Source organism: Psychrobacter sp. UBA6291, from assembly GCF_002439405.1.
GTDB classification, from domain to species: domain Bacteria; phylum Pseudomonadota; class Gammaproteobacteria; order Pseudomonadales; family Moraxellaceae; genus Psychrobacter; species Psychrobacter faecalis.
In genome coordinates, this window is the sequence record NZ_DJUD01000014.1 from 92,780 (window position 1) to 111,132 (window position 18,353).

Genomic DNA, 18,353 nt, shown 5'->3' on the forward strand with positions numbered 1-18,353 from the left:
TTTAAATCTTTGTTTCTGATAGCGAGTGCTTTAAAACTATTGTTTAGCGTTAAATTCAGGTAGAATTGGCGCGTTTTTTATTGGCATCTCTTATTGTCATTTTATAACGTCACTTCTTATCGTCCGATCCATTACTAATCTGGGCTTCTTCATGCCATCTTCTGATAATTCCTTACCTTCTTTTGATAAGTCGACTCAGCCAAGCCGAGCCGTTTATAAGCCACCTGTTTACTATCAGGTGACGATTGGTTTGCTAAAACCGCTCTATCGTCTGCAAGTATGGCGCCGCTCGCATAAGCGTGATAATTATCCGCAAGAAGTGCAGCAGCGTTTTGGTAAGCGCTATCCTGCGCCGCCTGTATCTAATGCCAAAGTTAAACCTAATGCGACTGCCAACGAAAATGGCAATCTTAAAGAGAGCGATGGCAAAAGGGTCATCTGGTGCCATGCGGTGTCTTTAGGCGAGACCAATACTGTCGCGCCTTTGCTGGATGCGCTATTGGCAAAAGGCTATCAGATATGGTTGACCAATACCACGCAGACAGGATATGCGCGCGGTGCCAGCCGCTTTGCCGATGATATTGCTCAAGGTCGCTTAAGCCATAGTTACGTTCCAGTCGACAGTCCTGCGGTGATTGAGACATTTTTGGCACATGTACAACCCGTCGCTGCCCTGTTTGTAGAAACCGAGCTTTGGGCCAATATCTTAACCAAACTGTCCGAGCATCATATCCCAAGTGTTTTGGTCAATGGACGGCTGTCGGCGTCTTCTTTTAAAAGCTATCAAAAAATTGGCGCCGTCAGTGCCAGTATGATGAAGAATTTGAGTTTGATTATTGCGCAAGATAATGAATCGGCAAAACGCTTTCGGCAATTGGGCGCTCATAGCGCGCAAATCCGCGTGGCAGGCTCGCTAAAATGGGTCATTAATACCCCGAAGCTGAATGATGATAATGGTGCCAAAAAAGCTGAAATAGTAAGCGATGGCGCAGACTTGGACTTAGATTTAGACGTAGCAGATCGTCCGATTTGGGTGGCAGCAAGCACGCATAGTGGTGAGGAAGAGATCGTATTATCATGGCAGCAGCAAATCCTATCTAACCCTTTGTTAGCCAATACCTTACTGATTATAGTGCCAAGACATCCAGAGCGTTTTGATGACGTGGCAGAACTGATTGAAAAATCTGGCTTGGGCATGGCGCGGCGTAGTGCTGAAGTTGCCATTAGCGCAAATACTCAAGTCTATCTCGCTGATAGTATGGGTGAGTTGATGCGCTGGTATGCGCTTGCCGATGTGGCATTGGTAGGCGGCTCATTGGTCGATATTGGCGGGCACAACCCCGTTGAGCCGGCAAGCGTAGCAACGCCAGTATTGATGGGTGCTTATACCCAGTCTTGCCAAAGCGTGGTTGATAAGCTTGCTAGCGTCGGGGCGTTATATCAGCCAAACAATGCGTTTTATAGCGCGATTAATGCGAATGGCCAAGTCTCTCAGCCGCGTCACTCTGATGGTAAGCAATCTTCTTCAGATGATGGTGACAATCTTCTTTATCAGCAGCTAAAGTATTGGCTGAGCCATTTAACCTTAGCAAAACAGGCAGGGCAAGCAGGTGCAGCAATGACTGAGCAACAGCAAGCAGTCTTACATCGTCAGCTATCGATGATTGAAGGTGTTATTGAACAATACGCTAAACCATCTTTTGAGCAAGACCTGAGCCAAGACGTGAATTAACAGCGGATATAAGTGACGCTATGAACTGTATATTATTGCCAGCGACCAACTTTCAACATGATAACGCGTCTGCGTATATCAATGATTTAGCGCAAATTGCTCATGTGAATAAAGTGCTAAATGCCCAAGTAGGCGATAGGTTAAAAATTGGTCAGCTTGGCGGTAAGCTCGGTAGCGCTATCATTAAAACCATTACCTCCGATAGTATTCAACTAAGCGATATACAGCTGAATAACAATCCGCCAGCAAAGCTTAATCTTATAGTGGTGTTGGCATTGCCAAGGCCAAAGGTATTGCGGCGTTTAATCATGGATATGACAGCGCTTGGCGTTAACGATATCATTCTTATCAACAGCTACCGTACGCAAAAAAGCTATTGGCAAAGTCCAATGCTAGCTCGCCTTGACGAGTTTGTGTTAGAAGGTCTGCAACAAGGCGTGGACACAATTGCGCCGCGTATTAGCCTGCAAAAACGCTTTAAACCCTTTGTTGAAGATAAGCTTGCAAACTTAATGACCAATCGTGCTATCGTTGCTCATCCTTATAGCCCGCTGTCATTTGCGCAATATAGGCAAAACCTAGAAAATACTGAACCAGCTCATAGGTCAGTTAATTCATTGTTGCCAAGTATGGTCTTTATCGGTGCTGAAGGTGGCTGGATTGATTATGAGATTGAGTTGCTTGCTGAGCAAGGATGTACGCCAGTTAATATCGGGCCACGCATCTTACGTACCGAAGCCGCAGTCAATGTCATTTTAGGGCAGTGGTTACTAGAAGGTCAGGATTAAGCTCAGGCAGATACATAAATCATTGATATCTTGTTAAAAATTAGACCAGTTTATCGGCACAGCAGGGCCAGATAAATGTATTGATAATTAATCTCATTTCTATTAGTATAATGTGTCTTAGACATTGAGGTCTTATTAATCCCGCTGTTTAATCATTTTCTAATGATTTTAATGTCGTCTTATCTCACTTATCCGTAGCACCATTATGGGGAATGCCATGTCATTAACTGCTATCAGTGCAAATCTATCTTCTAGTAAGCTTACTTTACCCATTGCTGTATTTGGCATGATGTTGGGTCTTGCGGGCTGTAGTAACTCATCGACGCCAGAAGAAAACGTAGATGCTGACACTACAACCACTGCTGAACAATCTGGCACTGAGCAAGAAGTGGCGAAAAATGATGACGCAACGGCCGCTGGTGGGCAAACGGTTACGATTTACTCATCACGTAATGAGCAGTTGATTAAACCGTTATTGGATAAATATACCGAAAAAACAGGCGTTAAAATTGAGCTGGTCACCGATAAAACTGGTCCATTGATGGCGCGTTTGCAAGCGGAAGGTAAAAACACGCCTGCGGATATGTTATTAACCGTTGACGCGGGTAACTTATGGCAAGCAGCGGAGCAGGGCTTATTGCAACCTGTGTCTTCTACTATCTTAGAAACCAATGTTCCTGCTAAATACCGTGATCCAAAAGGTCAGTGGACAGGTCTGTCTTTGCGCGCCCGTACGATTTTTTATGATCCAAGCAAAGTTAGCGCCGACCAACTATCTACTTATGCAGATTTGGCCGATCCAAAATGGAAAGGGAAACTTTGTCTGCGTTCATCAAAAGCTGTTTATAACCAATCATTGGTTGCAAGCATGATGGAAAATCTGGGCGAAGAAAAAACAGAAGAAATTATTCGTGGTTGGGTAGCTAACTTAGCAACGGACGTCTTTAGTGATGATACCAGCATGTTAGAGGCGATTGCCGCTGGTCAGTGTGAAGTGGGTATTGCTAACAGCTATTATTATGGTCGCCTGCTTGATGAAAAACCAAATTTCCCTGTAAAAATATTTTGGGCAAACCAAGGTACGACTGGTACTCATGTCAACATCTCTGGCGCTGGGGTTATCGCTAACTCAGACAATCCAGATGGCGCGCTTAAATTGATGGAGTGGTTATCTTCTGATGAGGCGCAAGGTCTTTATGCCAGTTCTGATAAAGAGTATCCTGTAAAAGTAGGTATCGATGAGTCAGAGCTACTCAGATCTTGGGGTCCGTTTAAACAAGACAGTATCAGCGTGCAGAAGTTTGGTGAGCTACAAACCCAAGCCATTCAAATGATGGATAAAGCGGGTTATAAATAACAGACTGTCAGTCGCTGAGCGGTTGGTTTTTAGCGATTAGATGTTTAGTCATCTAGCATCTAATCGCGTCATTATGCGTATGACACGGTAACAACTTATGATAACAACGCCAGAAGCGTCTGCTAAACAAGGCAATACTGTCAATGAAGCTAATAACGACAATAAAAGCTCGTCTATCAGTCAAGACCATGTCGTCCGCAAACGTATTATCTCGAAATCAGTCTTAGGACTGATTTCGTTGTTTATGCTCGTACCGATTTTAATCGTACTATTATCATGGACGCAGCCGGTCGCTGATATTTGGACGCACATGCGTCAATATGTGTTGCCGCAAGTGTTAAAAAACACCGTCATTTTATTGCTGATGGTGACGGTGATTTCCGGCATTATCGGGACCGCACTTGCGTGGGTCACCAGTATGTACCGCTTCCCGGGACAGCGGTTTTTTGCCTGGGCGCTGATGTTGCCATTAGCGATGCCCGCTTATGTTTTAGCATTTGTCACTGTCGGTATCGTTGACTTTAGTGGACCACTGCAAACGGCGTTAAGGGAGTTTGGTTTTACCACCGCTATTCCCTCGGTACGTAATGTTTGGGGCGCAGGTTTGGTATTGTCGTTGGCATTTTATCCTTATGTCTATTTGCTGGCACGCCAAGCGTTTTTATCACAAGGCAGGCGCGCGATTGAAGCGGGGCAGATGCTTGGCTTAAGTCGTAGTAAGGTATTTTTTCGGCTGGCATTACCACAGGCGCTGCCTTGGGTTATTGGTGGTTTGCTGCTTGCTAGCATGGAAACGCTAGCAGATTTTGGCGCAGTATCGGTCTTTAATGTCGATACTTTTACCACGGCGATTTATAAAGCATGGTTTGGATTTTTTAGTCTAACCACTGCCGCGCAGTTGGCCGCGTTATTAATCGGAGTGGTCTTTATCGTCGTCTTGTTTGAGCAATATTGGCAGGCCAAGCGCGGTAATACGGTGTCGCAGGGTAGTAGTCAGCGCTTTGAAGCCAGTAAACCTGCGCAGTGGGGCATGGCGCTACTTTGTATACTGGTGTTTTTGATAGCGTTTTTGATTCCATTTTTGCAGCTGCTTTATTGGACCGCTTTAAATTTTCAGCAAGACTTTGATGCGCGTTATATTGATTTTGTCACCAATAGCCTTATGATTGCCAGTATGACCACCATATTTATCGCATTTTTGGCAATTATTATTGCGTGGGTCAAGCGTCAATATCCGGATAAATCGACCAAACTCATGACTACCTTAGCCAATTTGGGCTATGTGGTGCCGGGTACGGTATTGGCGGTTGGGATATTTATTCCGATAGCGTGGCTTGATAATCAGCTCATTGCTTTTGGTATTACTTCAGCACAGTTTTTATCCGGTAGTGTGATTGTGATGCTGCTGGCCTTATCGACGCGTTTTATGACGGTGAGCTTTCAGCCGGTCGACCGTCAGTTACAGCGCTTGACTGTCAATCAAGAAGCGGCAGCTAAATTACTCAGTGATAGCCCGTATCAGCGTTGGCGGCAAGTGATGCTACCCGTACTTAGCCCTGGGGTATTGACTGGGTTATTAATGGGTTTTGTCGAAGTGATGAAAGAGATGCCGATTACCTTGATGACGCGGCGACAAGGCTGGGATACGCTGGCAGTAAGGGTGTTTGAGATGACCAGCGAAGGCATGTGGGGACGCGCTGCCTTGCCAAGTTTGTTGATTGTACTGGTTGGTCTTATTCCTGTTTGGATATTGCTGCGTCAAAGTGATAAACAAAGTTAAGCGCATTTATCATTAAGCAACAATAATCCAAGCGCTATAATCAAAAAGCCTTAATCAACTAGCCCTAGTTAAATAGTAGTTAAACAGTCTCTTTGAAAAAGAATCATATTAAAAAAGCCATATTAAAAACCGTGTCAATAAAAGGTTTTATTCACTAACAGCTTACTGGTACCGTCTATGTATACTGACTTGATGAACGATTCAACCAATCCAGCAGCGTCTAAATCCGTCAAGGTGGGCGGCAAGCCAAGACCGGAGCATGTGAAAAAACCACCGACAACGTTATTAACCAAAGCTCAAGTAGCAAAGCTGCAAGCGGATAAAGGCTTGCCTAAAAATACAGCAAAACAAAATATATTAAAACAAGGCATATCAAAACAAGGTACTTTAAACCAAAGCACTTTAAACCAAAGCACTTTAAATCAAAGCGTTATAAATCAGTCTGTCTCAAATCAAGAAACGGCAGAACAGAGCCAATCGCAAGATAACCAAGCTATTAAAGCATCGACTAACAACACCGGTGCTGATGACGCTTACTTTAGCGTGCAGGACTTAATCGTTGGCTATGACGATACGATTATCGTGAATGGCTTATCGTTAGATTTACAGCAAGGTGAAATAGGCTGTTTTTTGGGTTATAGCGGCTGCGGTAAAACCACGGCGTTAAGGGCGATTGCTGGGTTGGAGCAGAGTCGTGGCGGTAAAATTTGCTTAAGCAATCAGCGTCTCACCGAGCAGACAGCGCGCACCAAATTTGCGGTCGCGCCAGCCAAGCGCGGTATGGGCATGGTGTTTCAAGATTATGCGTTATTTGGACACTTAAGCGTGGCAAAAAACATCGCTTTTGGTCTTAATAAATGGTCGGCGGCCGATAAAAAAGCGCGTATTAAAGAAATGCTAGCACTTGTCGAATTGACGGAACATGCCGATAAACGTCCTAGTGAGCTATCGGGCGGCCAGCAGCAGCGGGTGGCATTGGCGCGCGCATTGGCACCAAAGCCTAAACTCTTGCTACTTGATGAGCCGTTTTCTAACTTGGATGTGGTGCTACGTGAATCACTGGCGATGAGCGTGCGTGATATCCTTAAACGTACCAATACCACCGCTATTTTGGTCACCCATGATCAAAACGAAGCCTTTGCTTTAGCGGATAAAGTCGGGGTCATGGATAAAGGTAAATTGGTCCAGTGGGCGACGCCAAGTGAGCTATATCATGAGCCGGTCAGTCCGTTTGTCGCTGAGTTTGTCGGCGAGGGGGCAATGATAGATGGCATCATCAAAGAAGGTCATGTCGAAACCGCGCTTGGTGATATTTATCGGCGTATGGAAGTCTATGATGAGTTGGGGCAGCCGCTGTACTGCGAATATGACTATCCGAACGGCACACCGATTAAAGTATTGGTGCGTCCTGATGATATCGTCCATGACGATGAAAGTACGCAGACGGCCTTGGTCGTCGGACGCGTCTTTCGCGGCGCAAACTATCTATATCGCTTACAGCTTGCTGACGGTCAAACCGTATTGTCCCTCGTTGCCAGTCATCATAACCATGAGATTGGCTCGCAAATTGGTATCTTGCCTATCCTCGAGCATGTGGTGGTGTTTGATGAAAAAGACATCAATGCCACCACCTGGTCAGAGTATGATAGATCCGAGCGCGTGGAAGACGTTAAATAACCAGCAAGCCTAGGCCTGGCGAGTCGCCATTATATGCAGATAGCGCCCAAGCCATTTATACGGCTCGAGTTGTGAGTAGCGCAGCTCCATGCGTATAACGGCATTAGGGTCGTTATGACCGCCGCGCTTTAGCGGCGCATAATCATGAAATACCCGTAAACCGCTGGCAGCTATCGTTTTATACGCATGCGCCTTTAACCAAGTCTCTACTTCTTCTTTGGCGACCGGATGATTTGGCGTGAGGCTTTTTTTATTGTCCGCTTTATAATCCGCGTTATCTAACAAGTTAAAATTACCCATGATAAGATTGCGATAATCAAAACTTGCCGGATTATAAAAGCACAGCGATAGCGCGCCATTTGCGCTCAAGTGCTTATCAAAAAAATTCATCACCGCAGCAGGCTCTGCCAACCATTCAAGCAGCGCATGACACATAATCAAATCAAACTTTTCTGTGTTACTCGCGAGCTTTTCTTCAAGCGCTTGATATGGACAAATATACCACCTAATATCTAAATCCTTTTCGACGCTTTCAGCGTTTGCTTGCGCTTTCTCCAGCATATTGGCTGAAATATCATTGATAACCAGCGTATGTCCTTGAGTAGCAAGCTCAATGGCAATTTGTGCAAGTCCTGCGCCGACATCTAGAATACGTAACGGTCGCCCAAGTGTTTGGCTCATCTGCGCACAATAGGCAAAAATATCACGGCGCAATACGGCTAGACGAATGTCGCCCTTTAAGCCGCCATAAACCTTTTTTTCAAAGTGATCGGCAATCGCGTCAAAGCTGCGGTCTGTGCGCATATCAGATTGTGCAATGGGCGCTGTGATGGCTTGTTTGCTTGGCTGGCTAGTTGCATGATGAATGGATGAATTGCTTGCTTGGCTCTCTTTTTGTGTCATTACGGACTCTATCTTATCTAAAGTATTTGAAATGGTTTTTATAACTTTTTTATTGGATTTTAATAGGGTTTTAGCGTATAAATAGTAGGGTTGCAGCCATAATTTTTATTAAATTATTTTAATTAAACTACATTTATCCACTGCCTAGGATTTTAGGCAATTTTTTGCATTATCACTGCTAAGGATAGCAATCATGGTCTTACCCAATACCTCTATTATAAACAAACCCGCCATGACGCGTGGTCTATTATCGCTAGCGATTGCCAGTAGCTTATTACTTGTTGGTTGTAATGACGATGATAATGATCATTACGTTTCAGCGCCGTCTGTTAGCGCCAAATTTATAAAAACCTTTACAGCAAACGATATCAATAGTAGTTTTGGTCTGGGAAGTACAGCAACGCCTGTAGCTAAGTGCGGTGTTACCATAGAAAAAGTCAGCTATGATACCAAAGGCGCTGCCGATGAAGATACCAATGCTACAGCCGCTTTGATGCTACCGACTGGCGACGCAGCCGAATGTAAAGGTGATCGTCCTGTCTTATTATACGCGCATGGCACGACAACGGATAAAGGCTATGACTTTGCCCAAGTCGGCAATGCTAAAAATCCAGCAGTAGGAGAAGCAAACTTAATCGCCGCAAACTTTGCCGCCCAAGGTTATATCGTCGTCGCACCTAACTATGCAGGCTACGATGAATCAAAACTTGATTACCATCCTTATTTGGTTGCCCAGCAGCAGTCGACCGACATGGTCGATGCCCTAGACAGCGCGCGCAGCATTATCGAACGCAAAAAACGCGCCAATGATGCCAATTACAGCAAAATTGATGACTCAGGTAAGCTGTTTATCGCCGGTTACTCGCAAGGTGGTTATGTCACTATGGCCACCGCACGCGCTTTACAAGATAAAAATGAACCCGTAACCGCTATTGCGCCGTCATCAGGGCCTTATGCGCTAGCGGCATTTGGTGATGAAATATTTAGTGGTAATGTCAATATTGGCGCATCGCGCTTTGCCCCGCTACTAGGTATCGGTTTACAGGCAAAATACGGCAATATCTATAGCAAAAAATCAGATATATTCTTGGATAAATATGCTGACGCGCAGTTGCCTAGTAATACCCCATTTGGCGAGTTGGTTAAAGCAGGTAAGCTGCCTAACAATGCTTTATTCCAAAAGAATCCTAGCGATCCAAGGCTGGCAGGTCTATCACCAGGTAAGCTGTTTTCTATCTTGGGTGGCTACGATGATACCGATTATCTGATTAAAACGGATTTCCGAGCGGCTTATGTGGCAGATACGCAAAAAAATCCTGATGGTTTAACATTAGCTAATAGTAATAATTTACCGGCTGCTAATCCGCAAAATAATCTGCGTAAGGCGCTTAAGGATAATGACTTACGTGGTTACGTGCCTACAATGCCAACGTTTATTTGTGGCGGCAACCAAGACCCAACGGTTTATTTCGATACCAATACCGGCTCGATGGTAAAACTCATACAGACCGAAGTGGCTAAAAATCCTGCTAAGAAACTTAATATTACGGTTTTGGATGTGGATAAAGACAATGAAGCAGATCGCCCAGATTATCAAACGTTGACTATCATTGGGCAAGCGTCAATGAACCCTTGGAAAGTCAACGATGTAGTCAAAAAAGTACAAACCAACTTTAGTAATAGTGTGAAAAAAGTCAAAGACGATGCAGATCCCAACGGAGGCGTCGCGGCGCTATTGGCATTCTATACCAACTATCACGGTGATTTGGTCAGTCCAGCCTGTACTGAGGCTACGCGTGAGTTCTTTAATCAAGAGTTCAAACCTGTTTAAACTGCTTTGTAATTAAATGTCCTAATAGCTGTAGCCTTACTCACGAAAAACTGTATCCTTTGGGTGCAGTTTTTTTATGAAATAGCCTTTAAAAACAGCAAAGACAATGCCCAATTATTAAAGTCGTTTTTATCCTTATCACTAAAGATAAAAACGAGCGCTAATCAGCTGTTTTGCTTGATTTTAATAGCATCTACAATCCCCTAAATAGACAAAAATGTGTTAAAATAGCTTCTTTAATTAAACGTTATTTTTAACAAAAACCGTATCGCCATTTTCCTATTATTTAGCCTGTTTGATAACGCTTTTATAGTCTGTACATCATGGATATTGACGCTTTTTAGCGCCTTTATTTTTGTACAACTATCAGCGTTTTTAACCGAGCCAAATACTAGAAAAAAATGTGAATAAAGGAGTGTATATGAGCGACTCGATCAGTCCTATTGCCATCGTGGATGAATTAAAGCAGTCCTATCTGGATTATGCGATGAGCGTGATCGTCTCGCGCGCGCTGCCTGATGTGCGTGATGGGTTTAAGCCAGTGCACCGCCGTGTGATGTATGCGATGCATGTGTTGTCCAATGATTATAACAAACCTTATAAGAAATCAGCACGTGTGGTCGGTGATGTCATCGGTAAATATCACCCGCATGGTGATCGTGCTGTCTATGATGCGATTGTACGAATGGCGCAGGACTTTAGCTTGCGTTATCCGATGGTTGATGGTCAAGGAAACTTTGGCTCGATTGATGATGATCCACCGGCGGCAATGCGTTATACCGAAGTGCGTATGACCAAGCTGACCCATCAAATGCTAGCGGATTTGGATAAAGATACGGTCGACTGGGAAGACAACTACGATGGCTCTGAGCGCATGCCAAGCGTCTTGCCAGCGCGTATTCCAAACTTATTGGTCAATGGCGCAACCGGTATTGCGGTTGGTATGGCGACCAATATGGCACCGCACAACCTGACAGAGGTGATTAATGCCTGTTTAGCGTATGCCGAAAACCCGCAAATATCTGCCGAAGAGTTGATGTCGCATATATCAGGTCCTGACTTTCCTACTGGCGGTGTTATTTATGGTCGAGCGGGTATTTTAGACGCTTATCGCACGGGTAAAGGCCGCTTGCATGTACGCGGTCGCTATATCATTGAGCCAATGAGCGATACGGGCGTCAACCGTGACCGTGAGCGCATTGTCTTTACTGAAGTGCCTTATCAAACCAATAAAGCCAAATTGATTGAGCGTATTGCTGAGCTGGTACGCGACAAAAAAATCGAAGGTATTACTGAAATTCGTGACGAGTCTGATAAAGACGGTATGCGTATCGCTATCGATTTGCGACGCGGTGAAACGGCAGAAGTGATCGTTAATAACTTGTTCTTGCAAACGCCGCTCGAATCTAGCTTTAGTATCAATATGGTGGCGCTCGATAACGGTCAGCCAAAACTATTGACTTTGCGTCAGTTAATCGCCGCCTTTGTCCGTCATCGTCAAGAAGTGGTGACGCGTCGTACTATTTTTGAGCTTAATAAAGCCCGCGTTCGTGGTCATCTGCTTGAAGGCTTAACCGTTGCCCTAGCCAATATTGACGAGATTATTGCGACGATTAAAGCCTCTGCAAACCGCGGCCTTGCTCGTGAAAATTTACTCAATAATACGTGGGGTTCAGGCAGCGTCGTTGCGATGCTAACCGCGGCAGGTAGTCAGTCGGTACGTCCAGACTTCATCGAAGGCGAAGACCCAAAAGCGCCGTTTGGTTTGATTGACAATCAAGAAAGCTATCGCTTATCACTTGAGCAGGTCAATGCCATTTTAGACATGCAGCTGCATCGCCTGACGGGTCTTGAACAAGACAAATTGACCGAAGAATACCAAGATTTATTACGTGAAATTGCTCATTTAGAGTCAATTCTTGGTGATTTTGATAAATTAATGACCATTATCTCTGATGAGATGATTGAGATTCGTGAAAACTTCGGTGATGAGCGTCGTACCGATATCATTGATTCCCGTATGGATTTTAACCGTGAAGATCTGATCCCAGAGCAAACCGTTGTGATGACAGTGTCGCGTACGGGCTATGCAAAAACGCAGCCAATTGACGATTATGTGGCACAAAAACGTGGTGGCAAAGGCAAATCTGCAACCGCGATGAAAGAAGACGATGTGATTGATCATTTGGTCGTGACCTCAACGCACGCAACGGTATTGTGTTTCACCGACACAGGCCGAGTGTTCAGCTTACGTGGTTTTGAAGTGCCGATTGCCAGCCGCGGTTCGCGTGGTCGTCCGCTAGTGAATTTGATTGGTTTAAATGCTGATGAAACGGTCACCACGATATTGCCAATACCGCAAAATACCGCGGATGTGAGCGGGCATTTTGTCTTCTTTGCCACGGCAAATGGTACGGTTAAGCGTGTTGAGCTTGAGCAGTTTGCCAATATTCGCTCGAACGGTTTGATTGCTGTTGGCCTAGAAGATGATGATAAATTGGTTAGCGCCCGTATTACCAATGGCAGTCAAGAAGTGATGCTATTTGCTTCGAGCGGTAAAGCCATTCGTTTTGATGAAAACGATGCGCGTGTGATGGGTCGTACTGCTAAAGGTGTGCGCGGTATGCGTCTGGCCGCCGATGAATTTATCAAATCGCTGGTGGTTATCGAAGATGATGTGCGCGAAATCCTTATCGCTTGTGAAAACGGCTTTGGTAAACGTACCTTTGTCGAAGAGTTTAATACGCAAAATCGCGGCGGTGGCGGTGTCATTGCTATCAAAACCAGCGCCCGTAATGGCGCCTTGGTTCGGGCGACCAAGGTTGAGCCTGAAGACGATATTATCTTAATCTCTGATAAAGGCACTTTAGTTCGTACGCCGGTAGAACAAGTTGCAAGCTCGGGTCGTAATACCCAAGGCGTTACCTTGATTCGTCTGTCAAAAGATGAAAAACTGGTGGCCATGGCGCGCGTTGAGAACGAAGAGGGCGACGACGAGTTGGTCGAGGCGATGAAAGAAGATGGTACCTTTGGCGTAGAGGGTCAAGAACAAATCGATATTGATACCGAAACTGGCAACAGCGCGACGACCGATATCAATGATGTTATCGATATTGCCAATGACTATACGTTAGATGACGAAACGTCGACTGATACCGCAAATGAAAACACCGACGATGACGAGTAATCATATCAGTTGTTAGCTTTTTAGTTTAGTGAGTAATACTGCTCTAGAATAAGCCTCTGACGTCATCGTTGGAGGCTTTTTTCTGAGCGCTGTTTATCCTTATAGCGTGTTTTTTAACCTTTAACTTTGCATGCTTAGCTTCTATACACTTATGATAAATAATATCTATTAAGCGCTATTTTTTAAGGCCGTTGTTATGCTTACGACCAATCAAACTTTTCAGGGAACGTTAGCCGCAATATCATCGAGTTTTTTATTCTCGATGATGTTTTTGTTTGGGTTATTTATGCTGCCATTGTCAGGGACGCAGGTAGCATCATGGCGCATATTGATGATGCTGTTGAGTTTGCTTATATTGGTCAGCTTTACTAAGCAGTGGCAACATGTCTTTGATTATTTAAAAACCTTAAAAACGCCAAAAGAATGGCTGATATTTATCTTACCAACGCCAATTTTGGGTGGGCAAATTTGGCTATTTATGTGGGCGCCGGTCAATGGCTTTGGTCTTGACGTCACTTTGGGCTATTTTTTATTGCCGCTGGTGATGATCATATTGGGGCGCTTTTTTTACCATGAGCATATGAGCGCGCTACAGTGGCTAGCGGCCCTGTTGGCCGCTTTAGGTATCGGTCATGATATTTGGCAATATGGCACCATCTCTTGGGTTACCTTGTTTGTCTGTTTAGGTTATCCCCCTTATTATCTGCTGCGGCGTAAGCTTGCCGTACCGCCGATTACTGGTTTGTTGTCAGATTTAACTTTGCTGACGCCAGTGGTACTTATTATGCTGTATAGCAGTGGCGGCTTTAGCGTGGCGGCACAAAATATGAAGTTTTGGTATTTATTGCCGCTGCTTGGCGCGTTTAGTGCGCTTGCGATGTCCCTGACCATGATTGCAAGTAGTAAATTACCTGTCTCGTTATTTGGTGCGCTAAGCTATATAGAGCCGATGCTATTGTTTGTGTTATCCATTACCGTGTTAAGCCAAAGCATTGAGGAAGGCGGCTCGTTATTTATGTACGGTATGATTACGCTGGCGTTATTTATTATGATTACTGATAGTGTCATGGGTTATCTTCGCCGCCGCCGCGACAACCATTTGCACGGCTACCGCGAGCCACAAGTGGGCGGTTTTCCGCCGCGTCGCCGCTTGATAAACTACCGTATCGACGGGGTGTTAGCCGCACATCGTTTTCGTAAGATGCGTCGTTATCAAAGGAAGCTCGATAGCATACAGCGTAAAATCGAGCAGCTTGATAGCAAATAAATCCTCACATGTATGTCAAATGAATAAACTGGATTTTAAAATGAACAGACGGGTTAAGCCATTGTATTGCGTATCTATGCCGACTTTGACATAATGCTGAGCATGAGATACACAAGCGTTTATCTTAATTTTATTTAGTGACAGGATAGATAAAAATTTCTATCAACAATAGAGCTGATAGACAAAAGGCCTCCGACGTTCGCGTCTGAGGCTTTTGTTTTTTTCAAAATTGCCAAGGACGTGCGCTTATTTTTAAAGGCAGTTGTTATGCTCCTCACCAATCAAACGTCGCAAGGCACCATCGTTGCAATCGCAGCAAATTTTTTATATGCAGGTTTGTTTTTATTTGGTCTGTTGATGCAGCCGTTATCAGGGACGCAAGTCGCTTCTTGGCGCGTACTGATGATGCTACTCAGTTTGGTGCTACTGGTCAGTGCGCTGAAACAATGGCAGCATATTTTTGATTATCTAAAAACCTTAAAGACGGCCAAAGAGTGGTTTTTATTTATCATTCCCACACCGATTTTGGGTGCGCAAATCTGGATATTTATGTGGGCGCCGGTCAATGATTTGGGATTGGAGGTGACATTAGGTTACTTTTTATACCCGATGATTATGATTGTCGTGGGGCGCTTTTTTTATAATGAAGACATGAGCTTGCTGCAATGGCTTGCGACTATTTGTGCGGCGCTCGGTATTGGCTACGATGTGTGGCAATATGGCGCTATTTCTTGGGCGACTTTATTTGTCTGTCTGGGTTATCCGCCTTATTATTTGTTGCGGCGTAAGCTTGCCGTACCGCCCATCACCGGACTTATCTCGGATTTGGTGTTATTAACGCCGGTGGTGTTGGTGGTATTATACTTAAGCGGTGGTTTTGAGCTGGCGTTCGCGACCGATAAGTTTTGGTATCTATTGCCGCTACTCGGTATTATTAGTACAGCGGCGATGGCGCTGACCATGGTTGCCAGCCAAAAGCTACCCGTATCGCTATTTGGTACGTTGTGTTACCTTGAGCCGATATTTTTATTTATATTTTCCATTACTATTTTGCACCAAAGTATCAATGACGGCGGCTCGCTGTTTATGTATGGCATGATTGTCATCGCGCTGCTGATTATGATTGCTGATAGTGCGCTTGGTTATTTGACACGTAAGCGTCACGACCGCCTGCAAGCGTACAATGAGCCACAAGTCGGCAGTTTCCCGCCGCGCCGCCGCCTAAAAAATCGCCGCATCAAAGGGGTTTTGATTGCCCATCGGTTTCGTAAAATCAGAAAGTACCAGCAAAAAATAGATAAGATGACGCGCAAAATCGAAGAGCTACATGCTAAGTAAGCTTTGCTATAAAGGCTCTCAATTAGACTCAGCAAGCATTGTTTTTCATTATATTTTTCCTTATTGCTCTACATAGTTTCTGTATTAAAGGGCGATTAATTGCGCTATTATCGACAATAAGGTCGCCTTGCTCAATGATGCTTGACGAGTTACAAAAATGAAGTCTGAAGGCAGGCGTAGCCTATTAATATAGGTCTTATTTAAAATTATCGCTTATTCAAATTATAACTAGGATGGTTTATGTTACATCTTCATCATTTAGCAAATTCACGCTCGTTTCGTATTTTATGGCTATTAGAAGAGCTTGGACTCGATTATAAATTAACCTGTTATGAGCGCAACAAGGCTTACCGCGCCCCAGACAGTTTAAAACAAGTACATCCGCTCGGTCATGCGCCCATATTAGAGGTAAACGACCGTGCGCTCGTCGAGTCGGGATTTATCATTGAGTACTTGCTTAAGCATTATGATAAAGAACATCAATTTAAGCCTGCTGATGACAATGAAGCGGCATGGGATGCTTATACGTTTTGGCTACATTTTGCAGAAGCATCACTCATGCCGCCATTGGTCATGCGTCTGGTCTTTACCAAAGTGGTTGAGCAATCGCCGATGCTGATCAAACCTGTGAGCAAAAGTATTCGCAATCAGGTCGAGAAAAGCATGATTAGCAAAAGTTTGGATACAATGCTCGCCATGATGGAGCAACATCTGCAAGATAATCATTGGTTTGCAGGCGCAGAGTTCAGTGCCGCGGATATTCAGATGCATCTTGCGGTCGTCGGTGCCAATGCGGGAGCAGGTTTAGATAGCAGTAAATATGCCAATATCTTAAACTGGCTAAAACGCTGTGAAGAGCGCGACGCCTTTAAACGTGCAGAAGAAAAAGGCGGGCGTTTAAAATTTTAGATGCAGCACACTTCATCATTAATAAATGACTGAATTTATATTAAAATAAAGGTTTTGTTTATTTACAGACAAAACCTTTTTTAGGATAAAAAATGACAGACTTAAATAAAACAAACAACCGGCATAGCAATGCTGATACAAGCTTAACTACGGAACCAACTATAAATGCTGCTGAAGAAAATAAAAATAGCCAGCAAGTCTCTATCAAAGCGTGGTCACAAAAGCTGCTGGTAGTACTCCTATGTCTTGCAAGCTTTTATGGTGGTTGGAAATCCTATGAATCCAATATGGTAAATGAATGTACGGCTAATGGCGGTAAAATGATTGAGGGTCAAAGAACCATGCTATGCCAGTCTTTATAAAGTCGTCTTTATAAAAACATCACTATAAAAACGTCGCTATAAAAAGTATTTAGATAAAGAGTTTGCCTATGTTAAAGCTTACCTTTTTGGGCACCTCAGCGGGCGTGCCAACCAAGCAGCGTAATGTCACCGCATTAGCTGTTGAGTCTCTTAATCCCTATGCCTCAAACATCCAAAACACGACTCAATCTAAAAAATCACGGCCTTGGGTGTTGGTTGACTGCGGCGAAGGCACACAGCAGCAGCTCTTACATACTAAGTTATCTCTACATCAGCTCCAAGCCATTTGCATCACTCATGTGCATGGCGATCATTGTTATGGTCTGCCGGGGTTGCTTGCGAGTGCGGCAATGTCAGGGCGCCGTGAGCCGTTAATCATCGTTGCGCCAAAAGCAATCGCCACGTTGCTTGAAGCGGTAACTTTGACGACAGAGCTATATTTTCCATTTGTTATCAACTTTATGGCGATAGAAGATTTGCTTTCTGAATCAGACGATAAAAACAAAATTCAAGTAACGATTACACTAGACAATCAGCAGCAGCTGACGATAGGTATTTATCCTTTATCGCATCGCGTGGCCTCTTATGGCTTTGCTATCAATCAAACCATCAGCCGCCGTACGCTGAATACCGATAAATTGACAGCCGATGGTATTCCAGCAAGCGCGCTGTGGGGCAAGTTGCAGCAAGGCAAAGATGTCGCAGCCGAAGACGGACGCACACTTTATTCAGCCGATTACGTCGATAATAATAGTCAGCGCACAAAAGTTGTGGTGGCGGGCGATAACGATACGCCAGAGTGCCTAAGTGCTGCGGTAGTCGATGCCGATTTGTTGGTACACGAAGCCACATATACTCATGATGTGTTACATAAGATTCAGGCAAAAAACCCAGACTTTGATCCGATGCACAGTAGCGCGCAATTGGTCGGTCAATTTGCCCAAGAAAACAGCGTTAAAAATTTAATTTTGACCCATTTTAGCGCCCGTTATCAAAGCTTTGATAATCCTCACAGTGATACGCCCAATATGGCGCATATCCGCTTGGATGCCCAAAGTGCTTATCAAGGCAATCTATGGTTAGCCGCTGACTTTGATCAATATATGGTGAATGGCACAGCGGACTTAGTAAGCGCAGAAGAAGGGAGCCGCGTACAGTATCTAGGCTCTGCACGCGACCATAAAGAATAACATAACAACAAATTTTGGTGGTGTTCTAAAAA

13 protein-coding genes are annotated in these 18,353 nt (G+C 44.4%); 12 read left to right on the forward strand and 1 reads right to left on the reverse strand.

Going from position 1 to position 18,353, the window contains the following annotated elements:
• Nucleotides 1–151: 151 nt before the first annotated feature.
• The 5 genes from B3R91_RS01920 to B3R91_RS01940 all read left to right on the forward strand — a co-directional run bounded on the left by B3R91_RS01920 (nt 152) and on the right by B3R91_RS01940 (nt 7,334).
• The gene (locus B3R91_RS01920) at nt 152–1,732 is read left to right on the forward strand and encodes a 3-deoxy-D-manno-octulosonic acid transferase (protein WP_286796211.1); all 1,581 of its coding nucleotides are present in this window, start codon (nt 152–154) and stop codon (nt 1,730–1,732) included.
• 20 nt (nt 1,733–1,752) lie between these two features.
• A complete protein-coding gene (locus B3R91_RS01925; protein ID WP_286796213.1) occupies nt 1,753–2,520 on the forward strand; it encodes a 16S rRNA (uracil(1498)-N(3))-methyltransferase in 768 nt (255 codons plus the stop codon).
• Nucleotides 2,521–2,737: 217 nt separating this feature from the next.
• Nucleotides 2,738–3,877: a Fe(3+) ABC transporter substrate-binding protein gene (locus B3R91_RS01930; protein ID WP_286796215.1), complete on the forward strand. Its 1,140-nt coding sequence runs from the start codon at nt 2,738–2,740 to the stop codon at nt 3,875–3,877.
• 97 nt (nt 3,878–3,974) lie between these two features.
• Nucleotides 3,975–5,657 (forward strand): ABC transporter permease, encoded by a 1,683-nt coding sequence (locus tag B3R91_RS01935; protein ID WP_286796217.1) that lies wholly within the window; start codon nt 3,975–3,977, stop codon nt 5,655–5,657.
• Nucleotides 5,658–5,834: 177 nt separating this feature from the next.
• Nucleotides 5,835–7,334: an ABC transporter ATP-binding protein gene (locus B3R91_RS01940; protein ID WP_286796219.1), complete on the forward strand. Its 1,500-nt coding sequence runs from the start codon at nt 5,835–5,837 to the stop codon at nt 7,332–7,334.
• A gap of 9 nt (nt 7,335–7,343) precedes the next feature.
• Here the strand turns inward: B3R91_RS01940 and B3R91_RS01945 are convergent, their stop codons facing one another.
• On the reverse strand, nt 7,344–8,138 hold the full coding sequence (locus B3R91_RS01945) for a methyltransferase domain-containing protein (RefSeq protein WP_286796240.1): 795 nt from the start codon (nt 8,136–8,138) through the stop codon (nt 7,344–7,346).
• Nucleotides 8,139–8,430: 292 nt separating this feature from the next.
• Here B3R91_RS01945 and B3R91_RS01950 point away from each other — a divergent pair, with 292 nt between their 5' ends.
• From B3R91_RS01950 to B3R91_RS01980, 7 genes are all read left to right on the forward strand, one after another.
• A complete protein-coding gene (locus B3R91_RS01950; protein WP_286796221.1) occupies nt 8,431–10,068 on the forward strand; it encodes an alpha/beta hydrolase family protein in 1,638 nt (545 codons plus the stop codon).
• Between the two features lie 421 nt (nt 10,069–10,489).
• Nucleotides 10,490–13,255: a DNA gyrase subunit A gene (gene gyrA, locus B3R91_RS01955; protein WP_286796222.1), complete on the forward strand. Its 2,766-nt coding sequence runs from the start codon at nt 10,490–10,492 to the stop codon at nt 13,253–13,255.
• Nucleotides 13,256–13,451: 196 nt separating this feature from the next.
• A complete protein-coding gene (gene rarD, locus B3R91_RS01960; RefSeq protein WP_286796224.1) occupies nt 13,452–14,522 on the forward strand; it encodes an EamA family transporter RarD in 1,071 nt (356 codons plus the stop codon).
• Nucleotides 14,523–14,789: 267 nt separating this feature from the next.
• Nucleotides 14,790–15,860: an EamA family transporter RarD gene (gene rarD / locus B3R91_RS01965; protein WP_286796225.1), complete on the forward strand. Its 1,071-nt coding sequence runs from the start codon at nt 14,790–14,792 to the stop codon at nt 15,858–15,860.
• A gap of 240 nt (nt 15,861–16,100) precedes the next feature.
• The gene (locus B3R91_RS01970; RefSeq protein WP_286796227.1) at nt 16,101–16,769 is read left to right on the forward strand and encodes a glutathione S-transferase; all 669 of its coding nucleotides are present in this window, start codon (nt 16,101–16,103) and stop codon (nt 16,767–16,769) included.
• 92 nt (nt 16,770–16,861) lie between these two features.
• Complete coding sequence (locus B3R91_RS01975) at nt 16,862–17,131, forward strand: hypothetical protein (RefSeq protein WP_200662422.1); 270 nt, start codon at nt 16,862–16,864, stop codon at nt 17,129–17,131.
• A 68-nt stretch (nt 17,132–17,199) separates the two neighbouring features.
• The gene (locus B3R91_RS01980; RefSeq protein ID WP_286796230.1) at nt 17,200–18,321 is read left to right on the forward strand and encodes a ribonuclease Z; all 1,122 of its coding nucleotides are present in this window, start codon (nt 17,200–17,202) and stop codon (nt 18,319–18,321) included.
• Nucleotides 18,322–18,353 lie beyond the last annotated feature (32 nt).

Coding starts and splice junctions, on each gene's coding strand:
- B3R91_RS01920 (WP_286796211.1), top strand. CDS start 152: ATGCCATCTTCTGATAATTCCTTACCTTCTTTTGATAAGTCGACTCAG.
- B3R91_RS01930 (WP_286796215.1), top strand. CDS start 2,738: ATGTCATTAACTGCTATCAGTGCAAATCTATCTTCTAGTAAGCTTACT.
- B3R91_RS01925 (WP_286796213.1), top strand. CDS start 1,753: ATGAACTGTATATTATTGCCAGCGACCAACTTTCAACATGATAACGCG.
- B3R91_RS01980 (WP_286796230.1), top strand. CDS start 17,200: ATGTTAAAGCTTACCTTTTTGGGCACCTCAGCGGGCGTGCCAACCAAG.
- B3R91_RS01950 (WP_286796221.1), top strand. CDS start 8,431: ATGGTCTTACCCAATACCTCTATTATAAACAAACCCGCCATGACGCGT.
- B3R91_RS01935 (WP_286796217.1), top strand. CDS start 3,975: ATGATAACAACGCCAGAAGCGTCTGCTAAACAAGGCAATACTGTCAAT.
- B3R91_RS01945 (WP_286796240.1), bottom strand. CDS start 8,138: ATGCGCACAGACCGCAGCTTTGACGCGATTGCCGATCACTTTGAAAAA.
- B3R91_RS01970 (WP_286796227.1), top strand. CDS start 16,101: ATGTTACATCTTCATCATTTAGCAAATTCACGCTCGTTTCGTATTTTA.
- B3R91_RS01975 (WP_200662422.1), top strand. CDS start 16,862: ATGACAGACTTAAATAAAACAAACAACCGGCATAGCAATGCTGATACA.
- gyrA (WP_286796222.1), top strand. CDS start 10,490: ATGAGCGACTCGATCAGTCCTATTGCCATCGTGGATGAATTAAAGCAG.
- B3R91_RS01940 (WP_286796219.1), top strand. CDS start 5,835: ATGTATACTGACTTGATGAACGATTCAACCAATCCAGCAGCGTCTAAA.
- rarD (WP_286796224.1), top strand. CDS start 13,452: ATGCTTACGACCAATCAAACTTTTCAGGGAACGTTAGCCGCAATATCA.
- rarD (WP_286796225.1), top strand. CDS start 14,790: ATGCTCCTCACCAATCAAACGTCGCAAGGCACCATCGTTGCAATCGCA.